Genomic DNA, 17041 nt, shown 5'->3' on the forward strand with positions numbered 1-17041 from the left:
CCGGCCGCCCGCCCCGATCGTGAGGGGTCACGCGGCTCGGACGGCAGACGCCCACGCCCGGGCGGGGTGTCTTCCCCCTCGCCGGGTCCTCCCGCCGCCGGGGCCCGCGGGGGTGTCCGCACCGCTGCCGGCTCCGGTGAGCGGCCGGGCGGGCCGGTCGCGGTCCGGGGTGCGTCCGATGTCCGGAAGAGGGCGTGGGCGCGTAACCGAGCGGTCGAGGGCGGCGCCGCGCCCGGGGGCGAGGAGGTGGTCGTGGCGGGCACCGGACGGCTCCCCGCCCCCAGCCGCTGCCGGCGGTGGCGTACACGGCCGTCCGAGGCAGGCGCACGGCCCGGGCCACTGGTCGCAGAGCGTGATCGGTGAGTCATGCCACCCGACGGTAGGCAGCTCGCCACGACCCTGCTGAGCAGGCTCAATTTCGGTGGACAACCCGGCCGTTGTGGAAAACCTCGTCACTCGCCGGAGTGACACGCCGCCGCGATCGGACCGGGATCCACCACGCGGCAGGACCCGACCGGGGCCATCGGAACGGCGGGGCTCGGCCCACACCGCCGCAGCGGTGGGAACCGGTCCTTCGGCGGGCGACAGCCCGCATCCACGCCCTCTCCCTGGCTCCGCGCGCCGTCGCGCGGACTCACCTCGGTGAGACCACGGCCCCCAGCAGCCCGGGCCCCGTGTGCGCGCCGATCACCGCGCCGACCTCGCTGACGTGCAGCTCCCCGAGGTTCGGCACCCGCTCCCGCAATCTCTCCGCCAGCGCCGACGCCCGCTCCGGCGCGGCGAGATGGTGCACGGCGATGTCCACCCGTCCCGCGCCGGCCCGCTCGGCGGCGAGCTCCTCCAGCCGGGCGATCGCCTTGGAGGCGGTGCGCACCTTCTCCTTGAGCTCGATCCGGCCGCCCTCGAGCTGCAGCAGCGGCTTCACCGCGAGCGCGGACCCGAACAGGGCCTGGGCGGCGCCGATACGGCCGCCCCGGCGCAGATACTCGAGGGTGTCGACGTAGAAGAACGCGGACGTCCCCGCGGCCCGTTTCTCGGCCGCCGCCACCGCCTCGTCGAGGGAGCCCCCGGCGTCCACCGCCTCGGCCGCGGCCAGGGCGCAGAACCCCAGCGCCATCGCCACCATGCCCGTGTCCACCACGCGCACCGGCACGGGCGCCTCCCGCGCCGCCAGCACCGCGGCGTCGTAGGTGCCGGAGAACTCCGAGGACAGATGGAGGGAGACGATGCCGGCCGCTCCGGCTTCCGCCGTCGCCCGGTAGGCGGCCGCGAAGGTCTCCGGACTCGGCCGGGACGTCGTCACGGAACGGCGCTTCTGCAGCGCCTGGGCGAGGGAGCGGGCGGAGATCTCGGTGCCCTCCTCGAGGGCCTGGTTCCCGAGCACCACGGTCAGTGGCACCGCTGTGATGCCATGCAACTCCATCGTCTGCGGCGGCAGGTAGGCCGTGGAATCGGTGACGATCGCGACATGGCGGGACATGAGCGGGAGGTTACCCGCAGGGGCCGCCGCACGGGAGCCCGACCCCGCCCGACCGCTCGCTTCCGTCCGTGGACAGCCTCCGTCCGGGGCAGGTCCGCTGTCCAGCGCGGAACGCCGCGCTCCCACCGTGCCGGGTGCGCAGGACGGGCCCGCCGGGCCCGAAGGACCGCGATGTCCCGTCCCGCCGGGTCATCGCAGAGAAACTGGCCCCGGCTGCCCGGTCAGCGCTCCGCACGCGCGACTATCCGGCAGCCTTTCCGTCACGGAACTAGTTGGTCGTCTCCGGCCGGGCGGACTTGTCCCACGAGTACCTCATCGTCAGCCGCGGGTCCCGTGGCGGGATCGCCCGGGGCTCCTGAGCGCCCGCTCCCTGCTCCGGTTCACCCGGCGCCTGCTCCGGGCCCCCCGCGGCGGCGGGCTCCTGCGGTGCGGGCGCCGACGACGTCTGCGGCCCCGGTCCCGAGGGCTCCGCGGCGGGGTCGGGCCACACCGGTTCGCTGCGTGACCAGTCGCGCAGCGCTCCCGCCTCCACGTCGATCTGGGTCGTCAGCGACTCCAGGTCGTCCTCGGCGAACGTCCGCGCCCGATCCCGGGCCGCCCAGCGCAGGGACTCCGCGGAGTGGGTGATCCGCTCGACGCGCTCGCGCAGCTGCGGCAGCCGCTCCGTGATCCTGCCGCGGTCCGGCTCGCGCTCCAGCCGCCGCAGCTCCTCGTCGAGCTCCCGCCCGTGCGCGCTGAGCCGCTCGAAGAGGCCGATGGACTCCCGCAGCGACGCGTCCTCGGCCACGCCCGCGTGCAGTGCGTCCTGTGTGGCCCTCATCGACGTGCGCAGATGGAGTCTCAGCTGGGCCAGCTCGCCGGCCACGCCGACCTGCCCGAAGCTCTTCGCGCGCAGCGTCGTGTCCTCGACGGTGCGCCGCGCCTGGGTGATCGTGCGGTCCACACCTCGCTTGGCCGCACCGATCGCCTTGACGCCGACGTACACCCCGAGCGCCACGAAGGCGACGAAGAGCAGCGCCAGGATCAGGATGACGGCTTCCATGGGCGCCCCTCCGAGTCGTGTGCGGTGTGTCCTCCCACGGTAAACGGAACGGGCAGGCCGAGGGTTCCAGCGGAACCCCCAACCTGCCCGTAGGGGAAAGATCAGGGCCGGGGCCGGACGGCTGCCGGGCCCCGGCCCGTGAACGGGTCCCCGTTACGCCGGGACGATGTTCACCAGCTTCGGCGCCCGCACGATCACCTTGCGGATGCCCGCGCCGCCCAGGGCCGCCACGACCGCCGGGTCGCCCACGGCCAGCGCCTCCAGTTCCGCGTCACCGATCGACGGGGAGACCTCCAGTCGGGCCTTGACCTTGCCCTTGATCTGCACGACGCAGGTCACGGTCTCGTCCACGACGTAGGCGGGGTCGGCCACCGGGAAGTCCTCGCGCACGACCGAGCCGGAGTGGCCCAGCCTGCGCCACAGCTCCTCGGCGATGTGCGGGGCCAGCGGGGCGATCAGCAGCACCAGGCGCTCGGCCACCGAGCGGGCGACCGGGCCGCCCGTCTTGGTCAGGTGGTTGTTCAGCTCGGTGATCTTGGCGATGGCGGTGTTGAAGCGCATCGCCTCCATGTCCTGGCCGACGCCTTCGATGGCCTTGTGCAGGGCGCGCAGGGTCGCCTCGTCCGGCTCCGCGTCCACGACGGTGACCTCGCCGGTCGTCTCGTCGACGACATTGCGCCACAGGCGCTGCAGCAGCCGGTACTGGCCGACGACGGCACGGGTGTCCCAGGGACGGGAGACGTCCAGGGGGCCCATCGCCATCTCGTACAGGCGCAGGGTGTCGGCACCGTACTCGGCGGCGATCTCGTCCGGGGTGACGGCGTTCTTCAGGGACTTGCCCATCTTGCCCAGCTCGCGCCGGACGGAATCCTCGCCGTGGACGAACCTGCCGTCGCGCTCCTCGACCTCGGTGGCCGGCACCGGGAAGCCGCGGGCGTCCCGGTACACGTAGGCCTGGATCATGCCCTGGTTGTACAGCTTGTGGAACGGCTCGGCGGACGAGACGTGCCCCAGGTCGTACAGCACCTTGGACCAGAAGCGCGCGTACAGCAGGTGCAGCACGGCGTGCTCGGCGCCGCCCACGTACAGGTCCACTCCGCCGTGCGGCTGTCCCTCGCGGGGGCCCATCCAGTACTGCTCGATCGCCGGGTCGACCAGCCTGTCGGCGTTGTGGGGGTCCAGGTAGCGCAGCTCGTACCAGCACGAACCGGCCCAGTTCGGCATGGTGTTGGTCTCACGGCGGTACCGCTTGACCCCGTCGCCCAGGTCCAGTTCGACGTCGACCCACTCCGCGTTGCGCGAGAGCGGGGTCTCGGGCTGGGTGTCGGCGTCGTCCGGGTCGAAGGTGCGCGGCGAGTAGTCGTCGACCTCCGGCAGCTCCAGCGGCAGCATCGACTCGGGCAGCGCGTGGGCCACGCCGTCCTCGTCGTAGACGATCGGGAACGGCTCGCCCCAGTAGCGCTGCCGGCTGAACAGCCAGTCGCGCAGCCGGAAGTTGATGGTCGCCTCGCCGATGCCCTTGGCCACCAGCCAGTCGGTGATCTTCGCCTTGGCCTCGGCCACTTCCAGGCCGTCCAGGGAGATCTCGTCGTTCGAGGAGTTGATCGCCGGGCCCTGGCCGGTGAACGCCTCGCCCTCCCAGCCCTCCGGGGGCCGAACGGTGCGGACGATGGGCAGGCCGAACGCCTCGGCGAACTCCCAGTCGCGCTCGTCCTGGCCGGGGACGGCCATGATGGCGCCGGTGCCGTAGCCCATCAGCACGTAGTCGGCCACGAAGACCGGGATGCGCGCCCCGGTGACCGGGTTCACGGCGTAGGCGCCGGTGAAGACACCGGTCTTGTCCTTGTGCTCGGTCTGGCGCTCGACGTCGCTCTTGGTCTGGGCCTGCTTGCGGTACTCGGCGACGGCCTCGGCGGGGGTGGCGGCGCCGCCGGTCCAGGCGTCCTTGCCCTGGGCCTCCTCGGGCCACTCGGCGGGCAGGACCGCGTCGATCAGGTCGTGCTCGGGCGCCAGCACCATGTAGGTGGCGCCGAACACGGTGTCGGGACGGGTGGTGAAGACCGTGACGCGGGCGTCGTCGTGGCCGTCGACGGTGAAGTCGATGCGCGCGCCCTCGCTGCGGCCGATCCAGTTGCGCTGCTGCAGCTTGATGGCCTCGGGCCAGTCCAGCGCGTCCAGGTCGTCCAGCAGCCGGTCCGCGTAGGCGGTGATGCGCATGTTCCACTGGCGCAGGTTGGCCTTGAAGACGGGGAAGTTGCCGCGCTCGGAACGGCCGTCGGCGGTGACCTCCTCGTTGGCCAGCACGGTGCCCAGGCCGGGGCACCAGTTGACGGGCGCGTCCGAGGCGTACGCCAGGCGGTAGCCGCCCAGGACGTCGGCACGCTCGACGGCGCTCAGTTCACTCCAGGGGCGCTCTCCGGGCGCGGCGCGCTCGCCGCTCTCGAACAGGGCGACCAGGTCGTCGATCGGCCGGGCCCTCCCGGCCTCCTCGTCGTACCAGGAGTTGAAGATCTGCAGGAAGATCCACTGGGTCCACTTGTAGTAGTCCGGGTCGATCGTCGCGAACGACCGGCGTTTGTCGTGGCCCAGGCCCAGCCGGCGCAGCTGGATCTTCATGTTCTCGATGTTGGCCTCGGTGGACACGCGCGGGTGGGTGCCCGTCTGCACGGCGTACTGCTCGGCGGGCAGGCCGAACGCGTCGAAGCCCAGGGTGTGCAGCACGTTGTGGCCGGTCATCCGCTGGTGCCGGGCGTAGACGTCGGTGGCGATGTAGCCCAGGGGGTGGCCGACGTGCAGGCCCGCACCCGAGGGGTACGGGAACATGTCCATGATGAACTTCTTGGGCCGTGCCACGACGTCGGCGTCCCCGGCCAGATCACCGCTCGGGTTGGGTGCCTCGTACGTGCCGTCGGCGTCCCAGAAGTCCTGCCAGCGTGCCTCGATGTCGGCGGCCATGGCCGCCGTGTAGCGGTGGGGTGCGGCCGCCTCGGCGGAGGGGGTCCCACCCGTGCCGGAGGCCACGGGGGAGGAATTCGTCTCGCTCATGATCCTTAAAGCTCCATCGATCGTCTCTGCCTGCGATTGCCTGAAACGAAAAATCCCCTCGCACAGGAGGGGACGCCGCGCCGATTCCGACCTTGTCATCAACGGTCGGGACTGATCAGCGCGGCTCGCTAAGCAGAAGGCGTACGGCACGCATGGCGTCAGGGTACAGCAGGCCACCTTCCCGCCGCACAGAGTGTCCGCCCCGCGGGAACGGGCGAGGACCTGGGAGTACCGGCGGAAACACCGTCCACGGCCGCGTCCGGAACCGGACCCGATGGCCCCGCTTGTGTGCTCTGCCAGGCGTCCGGCGGCTCCCGGAAAGCCTCCCGGAGGGCGACGGAGTCACGCCCGGTGAGTGGAGAGCATCGCCCGCATCGGTGAAGAACCGTTTCGGACGGCCCGAGTTACTCGGCGTATCACCCCTATCCGGGGCAACCTCAGAGTCAGTTGTCGGTCAGGCTGACCACTAAACCTCGAAAACTCGTACCCACTGGTATGACGCCACTTAGAGTGCGACGACGGGACCGCTTTCCCGCACCATTCGGAGCCCCCATGAACCCTCGTCGCAAGATCCGTTCGTCGCCCGGTGAACCGGGCATGAGCCGGCAGGCACAGGGCGGACTGATTGTCGCCGCTCTCGTGCTCATACCCCTGCTCGCCATCGGTGGAAGTGATTCCTTCCGCGCAGCGCTGGACTTCACCACCGGCGTACTGTCCCTGGTCTCCCTGACCGCATCGGTCGCCTGGGGCCTCATCGCCACCGACCGCGTGTTCCTCTCCACGCGCCACCGCCTGCTCGCCCAGGCCATCCACAGAAGCACCGCCGTCGCCTCGCTCGGCTTCCTGCTGCTGCACATCACGGTCAAGGTCTCCCTCGGCCACGTCGAACTCCTCGGCGCCCTCGTGCCGTTCGGCCTCGGCATCACCGGCACGTCGGGCCTCATCGGCTTCGGCTCGCTCGCCGGTCTGCTGATGGTGACCGCCGCCTCGACCGGCGCCGCGCGCAGCGCACTCGCCGGCAACGGCCGCTTCGCCGGCCGCTGGCGGGCGCTGCACATGCTGGCGTACCCCGCCTGGTGCTCCGCCCTCGTGCACGGCCTCTTCGCGGGCCGCCCCGCCGCCGGCTGGGTGATCGTCATGTACAGCCTGGCCCTGGCCGGAGTCGCCGCCGCCGTGTCGCTGCGGCTGCTGCCGCGCCCGGTGAAGCGGCAGCTCGTCGAGCGGGTCATGAGCCTGACCGGCGCGTCCGGCGATGTCCCCGGAGCCGCCGAGCAGAGCGCGCGGGACATGGCCTCGGCGCCCCTGCCGGGCACGTCCGGCATCCCCTCGCAGCCGCAGGCGCGCTTCGAGCGCGAGTTCCCGCGCGGCGCCGCCGACCGCGGCGACCCCCTGGGCAGGCCGCTGGGCGCGCCGCTCGGATCCCCGCTGGGGCAGCCGCTCGGCGCCCCGCGCGGCGAGACGCGCCGGCTCGCCGCCCCGTCCCCGCAGCTGTACGAGGCCACCCAGCAGCTCTACGACACGGCACCGGCCCCCTCGTCCGAGCCGGCCGCGGCCACGGGGTCGTTCCCCGGCGCCGGCCCGGCGACCGGCGGGCCGCTGTCCGGCGACGGCCCCGGAACGGGGATCTCCGCCGCCTACCGCGCCGTTTCCCGGGCGGGTGACGGCTCCCCGCGCACCGGTGGGCCCACGGCGCCGCAGGGCCGCTCCGCGGGCGACGTGCCGTTCGCCGAACGCATCCCCATGACGGAGGAGCTGCCGGTCGTCCCCGACGACCCCTCGCCCCGCGCCGCGAGCTGGCCGACGCCCTCCCCGCCGCCGCCGGCCCAGGCCTTCCCCCAGCCGCCCGTGTCGTCCCCGTACGACACCGGCACGACCTCCCCGTACGGCGAGCCGTACGCGGCACCTCCGGGTGCCGGGTACGACCCCGTCCCCCCGTACGGCACCGCCGGCACCCCCGGCGGCTACGACGGCACTCCGTCCGCGGAGCCCTTCCCGGGCCCGTTCGACGAGACCCAGCCGCCGCCCGGCCCGCTGTATCCGCCCACGGCCGGGGAACCTTGGAACGCACCTGCAGGAGAACGACCGTGAACGCCCCCCTCCCCGACGTCCCCGAGGTCCGCGTCGTCGGCCTGCCCCAGCTCACCCAGGGATTCGACCTGGTCGAGCGCCTCGACCTGTCCATGCACCTGAAGGTGCACGGCCCGCTCGAACCCATGAGCGGCGAGCGGCTGGCCCAGCTGGCCGAGAACATATCCCTGCGCGGCCGCGGCGGCGCGGGCTTCCCGTTCGCCCAGAAGCTGCGGGCCGTGGCCAAGGCCGCCATCCGACGGGGTGTGCGGCCCGTCGTGGTGATCAACGCCAGTGAGGACGAGCCGGCGTGCCGCAAGGACACGGTCATGGTCAACCGGGCGCCCCACCTCATCCTGGACGGGGCACTGCTCGCCGCCGAGGCACTGGGTGCGCGCACCCTGATCGTCGCGGTGACCCGCAACTCCACGGAGATCTCCATTCGGGCGGCGCTGGCCGAGCGCGGTCTGTCCGACCGGCGCGGGCAGCAACTGCGCGCGCGGGTGCAGCGCAACCCCGAGCGCATGGTCTCCGGCGAGGCCTCGGCGATCATCCGGGCGATCAACGGCGGCCCCGCGCTGCCCCCCGGCCGTCGTGAGCGCGCCGCCGAGTCCGGTGTGGCGGGGGCGCCGACGCTGCTGTCCAACGCCGAGACGTTCGCCCAGCTCGCCGTCGCCGCCCGGATCGGGGCCCGCCGCTACGGCCACACGGGCCTGGAGAACGAACCGGGCACGGTGATGCTGACGGTCTCCGGCGCGGTCGCGCGCCCCATGGTGATCGAGGTGCCGACGGGCGTGCCGATGCGGTACGTCCTGCAGCTCGCGGGCGCCCCGCCGGTCCCCCAGGGCGTGCTGACCGGTGGCTACCACGGCAACTGGATCGACGCCGCCGCGACCCACGAGGCCGTGATCTCACGGGAGTCGCTGGCCAATGTGGGCGGCGCGCTCGGCGCCGGCGCGATCCTCCCGATCGGCCAGGAGACCTGCCCGCTCGGTGAGGCGCAGCGCGTGGCCAACTGGCTCGCGGCCGAGACGGCGGGCCAGTGCGGCCCGTGCAAGCTGGGTCTGCCCGCGGCGGCGGGCGGCCTCTCGGACGTGATCAACGGCGGCGGACCGGCCGCCCTGGAGGCGCTGCGCGAGGTCACGCAGGCGGTCAAGGGCCGGGGGGCGTGCAAGCACCCCGACGGCTCCGCGCGGTTCTTCTCCTCGACCCTGTCGGCGTTCACGGACGACCTGGCCGCGCACGTCCTGCACGGCGGCTGCGGCCGGGAGACCGTCGGTGTGCTGCCGCTGCCCGGTCCCGGCGGCCAGGAGGCGCAGGAGTCCATCCCGAGCGGTGAGAAGCTCGCGGTGGACTGGACGCTGTGCCAGGGCCACGGCATCTGCGCGGAGATCGTGCCCGAGCTGATCCGTATGGGCGCCGACGGTTTCCCCTCCGTGGCGGAGGCTGCCGTTCCGATGCATCTGCGCGGTCGCGCGCAGCGTGCCGTCCGCCGCTGTCCCGCGCTGGCGCTGCGCATCGAGCAGGCGCCGGCCCCGCGGGGCAGCAAGCCGGCCCTGCCGCCGGGCGGCGACCGCAAGGCGCTTGGCAGCGGCCAGGGTTGACACACGGAAGAGGGCCATCCGATCGGATGGCCCTCTGGGTGTGCTCTGACGAGCTGCTGTGGAGCTAAGGAGAATTGAACTCCTGACCTCTTGCATGCCATGCAAGCGCTCTACCAACTGAGCTATAGCCCCTCGTTGTCAGCCGCTTCGTTTCCTCGGGTCTCCCCCGCGGCGACACAGAGAACATTACACGGTCCCCCCGGTGGTTCACCAAATCGTTTCCGTTCCGCACGGGGATGGTCGGAAACATCCGCTTTCGTGACCGCGATCGCGGCCCGGGCCCGGTCGCCGGCGTGCGGCGCCGGGCCGGCCCTCCGCCCGTACCCGCCGCGACAGGCGCCCAGACCCGGGCCGACCCCAACTCGCCCTGCACGCACGCGAGATGGCACTCCCGGACCGGTACGTCAGGCCGTCGCGAAGGAGTAGAAGCGCTTGAGCGTGCAGTGTTCGTCGAGCAGCCGCCCGTAGATCGGCTCCCCCTCGAGCTCACGGTACGTCTCGATGGGGTCGCCTTTTATGATCAGCGCCCGCGCGCACTCCTCGCACCAGTACTGGTACTCGGGGTTGACCGGGTCCATGTCCCGGACGATCGGCGTGCCGCTGCCGCACCAGTCGCACTTCCTCCGGTGTGCACCCATCATTCAGCTCCAGCTGTGGCCGCAGGCGGTGCACACGTACGAGATACCTCCGTTGTCGCCGAGAACTTGGGCAACGTGGGACGAACCACATGAGGGGCAGCTGAGGCGAGCACGGGCGTCCGCAGCGAGGAGCCGGTCGTCGTTCTCCTCGTTGCCGCCTCCGGGCATCGCCTCTCCCTCCCGTCCAGGCCTTCGTCCCCCTTCAGCCGTCCCGATTCTGCCATGGCGGGGCAAGGGGGTCACCGGCGTCGGGGAACCCGTGCGTCGCCGGTCGCAGGATCGCCGCTTTCGGCGGCACGAGGGCGGCCGGCGGGGCCCGGAAACACGAGATCCCGCCCCCTGTGGGGACGGGATCCGGATGAAGCTTGTGGAGCTAAGGAGAATTGAACTCCTGACCTCTTGCATGCCATGCAAGCGCTCTACCAACTGAGCTATAGCCCCTTGTGTTCTTCGCGCTCCGCGCTGCGAACAAGAAGAACCTTAGCCTGTGACCAGCCGGAAAGTGAAATCCGGCCGGTCCCGGGCCCTCCGCCCGCTCCCGGACGGGGTCCGGGAGGCCCGTGCGGCCGCTCCGGGACGGCCGTCCGGCACTGCCGGGCCACTCAGGGAGCGGGACGAGAGCGGCGGGGAGCGGACCCTGCGACCGGCCCGGAGCGCCCTCGGAAGCGCCGCAGAAGGGCTCCGGGGCTCCCGGGCAGCCCCACCGCGCCCCGGTTCGCCGGCGCGCGGTCTGCTCAGTCGTCGTCGCCGAGGACCGGCTCGGGCAGCGTGCCCGCGTTGTGCTCCAGCAGACGCCAGCCCCGGGCCCCCTCGCCGAGGACGGACCAGGAGCAGTTGGAGAGGCCGCCCAGGCCCTCCCAGTGGTGCGCCTCCAGGCCCAGCAGCCGGCCGATCGTCGTGCGGATCGTGCCGCCGTGGCTGACCACGACGAGCGTGCCGCCGTCGGGCAGCTTGTCGGCGTGGCGCAGCACGACGGGCGCGGCACGGTCGGCGACCTCGGTCTCCAGCTCGCCACCGCCGCGGCGCACGGGCTCGCCGCGCTTCCAGGCGGCGTACTCATCGCCGTGGCGCTCGACGATCTCCTCGTGGGTGAGGCCCTGCCAGACGCCCGCGTAGGTCTCGCGCAGTGCGGAGTCGTGGGTGATGTCGTGGCCGGTGATCGACGCGAGCTGGTGGGCCGTCGTCGCCGCCCGCTTGAGATCCGAACTGATGATCGCGTCCGGCTTCAGCGAGGCCAGGAGTCGCGCGGACCGGCGTGCCTGATGGACGCCGGTGTCGGTCAGCTCGATGTCCGTGGACCCCTGGAACCGGCGCTCGAGATTCCAGGCCGTCTGGCCGTGCCGCCACAGGACGATGCGGCGGCCACGGCCCTTGCCGGCGTCGCTGCGGCTCAGCTCAGCTCACCGTCCGATCCGCTGGCGTCGCCGGCGAGCCGGGCGTGCTCCTCGGCCTTGCCCCGGGTCTTCACGGCGTCCTCGGGCAGCGGAAGCTCCGGGCAGTCCTTCCAGAGCCGCTCCAGGGCGTAGAAGACCCGCTCCTCGCTGTGCTGGACGTGAACCACGATGTCGACGTAGTCGAGCAGGATCCAGCGCGCGTCACGGTCGCCCTCGCGGCGCACCGGCTTGGCGCCGAGCTCCTTGAGCAGCTTCTCCTCGATCTCGTCCACGATCGACTTGACCTGGCGGTCACTCGGGGCGGAGGCGAGGAGGAATGCGTCCGTGATCGACAGCACATCGCTGACGTCGTAGGCGATGATGTCGTGCGCGAGCTTGTCCGCGGCCGCCTGTGCGGCGACGTTGATGAGCTCGAGGGAACGGTCCGTAGCGGTCACAAGCAGGCTTTCGTCGGCGGTCGGGACCCAACCAGGATCTCACGGACCGCGGACAACCCTCGCGGCCATTACGGGCGGCGGCGCCCCCGCTCCCCGCCGGCGCGCGGTGGACGGGACGCGCGGGCCCGGATCACCCGGACCCGCGGCGCCCTCCGTCACACGGCTCCCCGACGCCGACGGCTCACCTGGGCTCGTAGTCCTGGCCGAGGACGACCAGCACGTCGGCGTTCGGTGCGGCCTTGCCCTTCTCGACCGCGCTCTCGTCGAGGCCCAGCGTCTTGGCGACCTCCACGGCGTTCTGCTTCTGCGCCGCGTCACCGTAGACCACCTGGGTCGAGGACTCCTGATCCGCCTTGCCGGCGTCCACGAACGCGTAGCCGCCGTTCACCAGGACGATCCTGGTGCTCTCTGTCGCGTCGCCGTCGCCGCTGGCGTTGCGGACGCCCACCCGGACCGCCGCACCCTGCTCCGGAGCGCTGACGCGGCCGCCGAGGATGTCCTTCACCACGCTGTCGCTCGCCTCCTGGCTGAGCCTGCCGTCGTCCTGGACGGGCAGCACCGCGGTCTTGTAGTCGCCGCCCTTGGCGTGCTCGGCGAGCTTCGCGAGGGAGGCCCCGAGGTCCTTCTCGGGAAGGGACGGGTCCAGGATCTGGGCCAGGGTCTCGATCGTCACCGTGGCGGACTTGGCGTCGCTCGGCATCTTCCGCAGCACGCCGTACATGACCTGGCCGAACCGCTGCAGTTGCTCGGCCTCGGCCTCTCCGGACCCGCGGTACGTGGCGTAGGCGACGGCCATGCGGCCGTTGAGCGTCTGGTTCTCGCCCTTCTTCACCAGGGGCGCCTCGCCCTTCTTCGCACCGGGCACGACGGTGTCGGTGGTGATGTCGATGCCGCCGACCAGTTCGACGAGGTTCTCCAGGAACGGGGTGTCGAGCCGCCAGGTGCCGCTGATGCGGGTGCCGAGGAGGGTGCCGATCGACTCGCGCGTGCCGGTGGTGCCGTCCTCGTCGACGGACTTGCCGAGGGTGGTGGCGACCCCCTCGTCGTCGGCGACGGAGAGCGAGTTCGGGAGCAGGACCGTGGTGCCCTGCCCGGTGGTGGCGTTGTCCACGAGAAGGGCGGTCGACGTGCCCTTCTTCTTGGTGTTGTGGAGGTGCAGGACGATCACGTCCCGCTTCTGCGGGCCGGTCGCGGTCGTCTGCGCGCCCCCCGCGTCGGAGGTGCCGGGCAGCTTGCCCGCGTACCAGAGGTACCCGACGCCGCCGGCGAGGACGAGGGCCAGGACGACGACGAGTGCCACGGTCCGGTTGCGGCCGCGTCGCTTCGCCTCCTCGCGGCGCTCGGAGCGGCTCTCGGTGAACTTGAGCCAGTCGATGACGTCCTCGGAGTCCTCGTCCGGATCCTCGACGAAGGAGAACTGCTCAGTGCGGTAGTCACCGTCGTCGCCGGCCGCGGGACGACGCTGCCCGGGCACCGCGGGGGCGCCCCGGTCCGCGTCGGGCGGGGCCGGGCGGCGCCGGGCGTCGGGCTCGGGCGGGACGGCGTGCTGCTGCTGCTGGGGCGGCACGCTCCACTGCTGCGTGGTGTCGACGGCGGGCTGCGGGCCCGTGTCGTACCCGTAGCCGTCGTAGCCGTAGCCGTCCTGCGGCTGCTGGGCCGGTGCGGGGGGCTGCGGCTGCTGCCGGCCGTAGGGGTCGTACGCCTGCGGCTGCTGGGGCCGGGCGTGCTGCTGGGGCTGCGCGTAGGGGTCGTAGCCGTACCCCTGGGACGTCTGCTGCTGGTGCTGCGGCCGGTGGCCGTCCTGGGGCTGCCGGCCGTACGCGTCGTAACCCTGGGACTGCGGGTCGTGCTGGGGCTGCTGGTAGACCGGCTGCCCGTACTCGTCGTAGCCGATGATCTGCGGCTGCTGCGGGTAGTACGGGTCGTACGGGTTCTGCTGGTCGTTCACCGGTGCCCCTCTCCGTGGCTCACTCGCCGCGGTACAACTGGCGCTTGTCGATGTAGCGCACCACACCGTCCGGCACCAGATACCAGACCGGGTCGCCCTGCGCGACCCTCGCCCGGCAGTCGGTGGACGAGATCGCCAGCGCGGGCACCTCCACGAGGGAGACACCGCCCTCGGGGAGCCCGTCGTCGGTCAGGTCGTGACCCGGCCGGGTGACGCCGATGAAGTGCGCGAGTGAGAACAGTTCCTCGGCGTCCCGCCAGGTGAGGATCTGGGAGAGCGCGTCGGCCCCGGTGATGAAGAAGAGGTCCGCGTCGGTGTTGAGCGCCCGCAGGTCCCGCAGGGTGTCGATCGTGTACGTCGGTCCGCCGCGGTCGATGTCGATGCGGCTGACGGAGAACTGCGGGTTGGAAGCCGTGGCGATGACCGTCATCAGATAGCGGTCCTCCGCCAGCGAGACCGCCTTGTGGCTCTTCTGCCACGGCTGTCCAGTCGGTACGAACACCACCTCGTCGAGGTGGAACAGGGCCGCCACCTCGCTGGCGGCCACCAGGTGTCCATGGTGGATCGGGTCGAACGTCCCGCCCATGACGCCGAGTCGGCGCTTGCCGCGGCCGGTCGTAGGCACTTCCTGCTGTCCCATGCGTGCAGAGCCTACTGGCACGGCCGTTCGGATCCGTCTCAGCGGTCGCGGTTGAAGCGGGTCGTGATCCACAGCAGCAGGAGCAGCGCGCCCAGCGCGCCGAAACCGGTGAGGTAGGGGCTGAGGCTTTGGTGGCTGCCACCGTGCTCGGTGCCCTCGGCGAGAGTGACCAGGGTGGCGGCGGTGCTGGCGAGACTCATCTTCTGCAGGCCCTATCGATCGGAGTCGGAGACGTCGGGCACATCGTATGCGTGCGCTCCGGGCACGCTCACGCCGACTCAGTCGTTGTCGGTTTCGTCGGCCCGGTCCACGGGCGCTCGCGGTACCCGCCGGGCGGGCGGGCGCCCTGTGGACACCGAGGACGGCCGAGTTGTCCACAGGCTCCGCTGCTCGGCAACCCCAGCGCCTAGTCTGGGGTCTGTCAGGGGGACGGGAGACGACTCGCAGCGGCACGGCAGGACGCGCGAAGAACGAGGGGGCACCCATGACCGACAGTAGTTCCGAGTACGTGCCGGGCAGGCACCGCTCACGCTTCCCGGGGATCTCCTCGCGGGCGTACGAGCACCCGGCGGACCGTTCGGCGCTGGTCGCCCTGCGCAAGCTGAGCGGGTTCGACACCGTGTTCAAGGCGCTGAGCGGGCTGCTGCCGGAGCGCAGTCTGCGGCTGCTCTTCCTCTCCGACTCGGTGCGGGTGAGCGATGCCCAGTTCGCGCACCTCCACACGATGCTGCGGGACGCCTGCTACATCCTGGACCTGGAGAAGGTCCCGCAGATGTACGTCACGCAGGACCCGAAGCCCAATGCCATGTGCATCGGTCTGGACGAGCCGATCATCATGGTCACCACCGGTCTGGTGGAGCTCCTCGACGAGGAGGAGATGCGGGCGGTCGTGGGCCACGAGGTGGGGCACGCCCTGTCCGGGCACTCCGTCTACCGCACGATCCTGCTGTTCCTCACCAATCTCGCGGTGAAGGTGGCCTGGATCCCGCTGGGCAACGTGGCGGTCATGGCGATCGTGACCGCGCTGCGGGAGTGGTTCCGCAAGTCGGAGTTGTCCGCGGACCGGGCCGGGCTGCTGGTGGGCCAGGATCTGCAAGCGTCGATGCGCGGGCTGATGAAGATCGCGGGCGGCAACCACCTCCACGAGATGAACGTGGACGCCTTCCTGGAGCAGGCCGAGGAGTACGAGGCGGGGGGCGATCTGCGGGACTCCGTGCTGAAGATCCTCAACATGCTCCCGAGGACGCATCCCTTCACCACCGTGCGCGCCGCCGAGCTGAAGAAGTGGGCGGAGAGCCGCGACTACCAGCGGATCATGGACGGCCACTACCCGCGGCGCACGGAGGACAAGGACACCTCCGTCACCGACTCGTTCCGCGAGTCCGCCTCGCACTACGCCGACTCGGTGCGCGGCAGCAAGGATCCGCTGATGAAGCTGGTCGGGGACATAGCCGGCGGTGCGGGCGACCTGGGCGGCCGGCTGCGCGACAAGTTCACGGGCACCGCGGCCGGGAGCCGCGGCGGCAGCAACGGGACGCCTCCGAAGGAGGACGGTCCGGGGACGTCGGGTCAGCGCGAGGGCTGAGGACCGGTGGCAAGGGTCCCGCAGACCGCCGCGGCGGCGCGGCCCGTCTCGTACGGGTCGGTGCCGGCCGGTCCCTCGCCGGTCGCCCGCCCGCCCGCCGGCAGGGGCTGCATCATGTCGGCAGCATCGGCCGAGCAGGACATGGGGCCCGCCTCCGCATAGCTGGTCAGCAGCTCGGCCCGGTGGGTGCGCAGGTCGTCGCGGTCGAAGCGGAACTGCAGCTGACGGCGCACGGTGAAGAGGGAGGCACGGTCATCGTCCCGCCCGTCCGTGCCGGCGGTCGTGCCCGCCCCGGTCCCGGCCTGGCGGACCGTGTAGGCGAAGGTGTGGTCGGAGGTCACCTCGAGGGCGTCGGGCCCGGCCTCGGCGAAGGCGAGCGTGCCCTGGACCCGTACCTCCGGTGCGGCCAGGGCGATCCGGCCCGGGTCGAAGCGGACGAGCCAGCCGGTGGCCGCGTGGCGTCCGTCGTTCTCGGGGGCGCTCATGGACCGGTCGAACTGGTTCAGCTGATCCGGGTCGAGGAGCACCCGCACCGGGCGGACGGCGCCCTCGGTGAGCACCGCGGGGTCGAGGGAGGACGCCACCAGATAGTCCTTGGCGATGGTCAGCGCGGTCATCACCTGGTCGTCCGAGAAATTCTTGGTGTGGCGTACGGCCGGAAGGGTGATGCCGGCGGCTCCGGCGCGGAAGCCGGCGGCGGGACTGCGGGCGTACAGGCCGGCCGGGTCGCCGCCGGGCACGGTCCCCTCGGGGGCGAGCGGGACGACGGTGCTGTGCAGCGCCTGGACGGGCTGCGCCTCGGGCGGCCGGTAGGGGTGGCGGACGCCCATGTAGAGGGCGGTCCCGAAGGCCATGGCGATCAGCAGCACCAGGACCAGGAACTGCCTGGGTCCGTTGCGCGGACCCCGGCCGGGGCGGCTGCGGACGGCCCTGGCGTGGTCGCCCATCCGCTCCTGTGCGGAGAACTCCTGGAGGCGGGCAGCACGGACGAACGATTCGTCGAAGACGACGGACCGGTACTCGTCGTCGTTTCCGCCGGGGAGCCCCTCGGGTGTCCCCTCAGGTGGGTCTCCACGCCCTGCCATACCTTCAGAGTAGGTCTGCGGAAGCCCACGTAAACGCGCCGCTGCGTGCCAGGTTGCGGTGGGGCGGGGGCCGGCG

At 72.0% G+C, this 17041-nt stretch carries 13 protein-coding genes and 2 tRNA genes; 3 read left to right on the forward strand and 12 right to left on the reverse strand.

Features of this window, described 5'->3' with window-relative positions; all coding sequences use genetic code 11:
* Positions 1-634: 634 nt before the first annotated feature.
* The 3 genes from QRN89_RS11490 to leuS form a co-directional block, all read right to left on the reverse strand.
* Entirely contained in the window at positions 635-1480 is an 846-nt protein-coding gene (locus QRN89_RS11490; RefSeq protein WP_290349257.1) for a DegV family protein, read from the reverse strand.
* Between the two features lie 268 nt (positions 1481-1748).
* Positions 1749-2522 carry a hypothetical protein gene (locus tag QRN89_RS11495; protein ID WP_290349258.1) on the reverse strand — a complete coding sequence of 258 codons (774 nt, stop codon included), beginning with the start codon at positions 2520-2522 and terminating at the stop codon, positions 1749-1751.
* Positions 2523-2675: 153 nt separating this feature from the next.
* Positions 2676-5567, reverse strand: coding sequence for a leucine--tRNA ligase (leuS, locus tag QRN89_RS11500; protein WP_290349259.1), 2892 nt, complete (start codon positions 5565-5567; stop codon positions 2676-2678).
* A gap of 597 nt (positions 5568-6164) precedes the next feature.
* On the opposite strand from leuS, the gene QRN89_RS11505 reads away from it, so the two are divergent.
* Together QRN89_RS11505 and QRN89_RS11510 are read left to right on the forward strand one after the other, a co-directional pair.
* Positions 6165-7655 (forward strand): ferric reductase-like transmembrane domain-containing protein, encoded by a 1491-nt coding sequence (locus tag QRN89_RS11505; RefSeq protein WP_290353661.1) that lies wholly within the window; start codon positions 6165-6167, stop codon positions 7653-7655.
* Positions 7652-9238, forward strand: a complete 1587-nt coding sequence (locus tag QRN89_RS11510) for an NADH-quinone oxidoreductase subunit NuoF family protein (protein ID WP_290349260.1) — start codon at positions 7652-7654, stop codon at positions 9236-9238. Before QRN89_RS11505 ends, QRN89_RS11510 begins: the two co-directional genes overlap by 4 nt.
* 59 nt (positions 9239-9297) lie before the next feature.
* Here QRN89_RS11510 and QRN89_RS11515 read toward each other — a convergent pair.
* The 8 genes from QRN89_RS11515 to QRN89_RS11550 form a co-directional block, all read right to left on the reverse strand.
* A tRNA-Ala gene (locus QRN89_RS11515) sits at positions 9298-9370 on the reverse strand.
* Between the two features lie 272 nt (positions 9371-9642).
* Positions 9643-9876, reverse strand: coding sequence for a hypothetical protein (locus QRN89_RS11520; protein ID WP_026277450.1), 234 nt, complete (start codon positions 9874-9876; stop codon positions 9643-9645).
* A gap of 368 nt (positions 9877-10244) precedes the next feature.
* Positions 10245-10317: transfer RNA gene (locus QRN89_RS11525), tRNA-Ala, on the reverse strand.
* 293 nt (positions 10318-10610) lie between these two features.
* Positions 10611-11270 (reverse strand): histidine phosphatase family protein, encoded by a 660-nt coding sequence (locus QRN89_RS11530; RefSeq protein ID WP_290353663.1) that lies wholly within the window; start codon positions 11268-11270, stop codon positions 10611-10613.
* On the reverse strand, positions 11267-11707 hold the full coding sequence (gene rsfS, locus QRN89_RS11535; RefSeq protein WP_290349261.1) for a ribosome silencing factor: 441 nt from the start codon (positions 11705-11707) through the stop codon (positions 11267-11269). Before rsfS ends, QRN89_RS11530 begins: the two co-directional genes overlap by 4 nt.
* A gap of 181 nt (positions 11708-11888) precedes the next feature.
* A complete protein-coding gene (locus QRN89_RS11540; protein WP_290349262.1) occupies positions 11889-13655 on the reverse strand; it encodes an LCP family protein in 1767 nt (588 codons plus the stop codon).
* 19 nt (positions 13656-13674) lie between these two features.
* A complete protein-coding gene (nadD, locus tag QRN89_RS11545) occupies positions 13675-14295 on the reverse strand; it encodes a nicotinate-nucleotide adenylyltransferase (protein WP_290349263.1) in 621 nt (206 codons plus the stop codon).
* A 38-nt stretch (positions 14296-14333) separates the two neighbouring features.
* Entirely contained in the window at positions 14334-14495 is a 162-nt protein-coding gene (locus QRN89_RS11550; protein WP_290349264.1) for a hypothetical protein, read from the reverse strand.
* A gap of 284 nt (positions 14496-14779) precedes the next feature.
* On the opposite strand from QRN89_RS11550, the gene QRN89_RS11555 reads away from it, so the two are divergent.
* Complete coding sequence (locus QRN89_RS11555) at positions 14780-15880, forward strand: M48 family metallopeptidase (protein WP_290349265.1); 1101 nt, start codon at positions 14780-14782, stop codon at positions 15878-15880.
* Here QRN89_RS11555 and QRN89_RS11560 read toward each other — a convergent pair.
* Positions 15865-16965, reverse strand: a complete 1101-nt coding sequence (locus QRN89_RS11560; protein ID WP_290349266.1) for an SCO2583 family membrane protein — start codon at positions 16963-16965, stop codon at positions 15865-15867. The genes QRN89_RS11555 and QRN89_RS11560 overlap by 16 nt on opposite strands.
* Positions 16966-17041: the final 76 nt, after the last annotated feature.

It is taken from the genome of Streptomyces sp. HUAS CB01, assembly GCF_030406905.1.
In the GTDB taxonomy this organism is placed as follows: domain Bacteria; phylum Actinomycetota; class Actinomycetes; order Streptomycetales; family Streptomycetaceae; genus Streptomyces; species Streptomyces chengbuensis.

Excerpts from the sequence above, each read along its gene's own strand:
- QRN89_RS11505 (WP_290353661.1), top strand. The coding sequence starts at position 6,165 with ATGAGCCGGCAGGCACAGGGCGGACTGATTGTCGCCGCTCTCGTGCTC.
- QRN89_RS11560 (WP_290349266.1), bottom strand. The coding sequence starts at position 16,965 with ATGGCAGGGCGTGGAGACCCACCTGAGGGGACACCCGAGGGGCTCCCC.
- QRN89_RS11550 (WP_290349264.1), bottom strand. The coding sequence starts at position 14,495 with ATGAGTCTCGCCAGCACCGCCGCCACCCTGGTCACTCTCGCCGAGGGC.
- QRN89_RS11495 (WP_290349258.1), bottom strand. The coding sequence starts at position 2,522 with ATGGAAGCCGTCATCCTGATCCTGGCGCTGCTCTTCGTCGCCTTCGTG.
- leuS (WP_290349259.1), bottom strand. The coding sequence starts at position 5,567 with ATGAGCGAGACGAATTCCTCCCCCGTGGCCTCCGGCACGGGTGGGACC.
- QRN89_RS11555 (WP_290349265.1), top strand. The coding sequence starts at position 14,780 with ATGACCGACAGTAGTTCCGAGTACGTGCCGGGCAGGCACCGCTCACGC.
- nadD (WP_290349263.1), bottom strand. The coding sequence starts at position 14,295 with ATGGGACAGCAGGAAGTGCCTACGACCGGCCGCGGCAAGCGCCGACTC.
- QRN89_RS11520 (WP_026277450.1), bottom strand. The coding sequence starts at position 9,876 with ATGGGTGCACACCGGAGGAAGTGCGACTGGTGCGGCAGCGGCACGCCG.
- QRN89_RS11490 (WP_290349257.1), bottom strand. The coding sequence starts at position 1,480 with ATGTCCCGCCATGTCGCGATCGTCACCGATTCCACGGCCTACCTGCCG.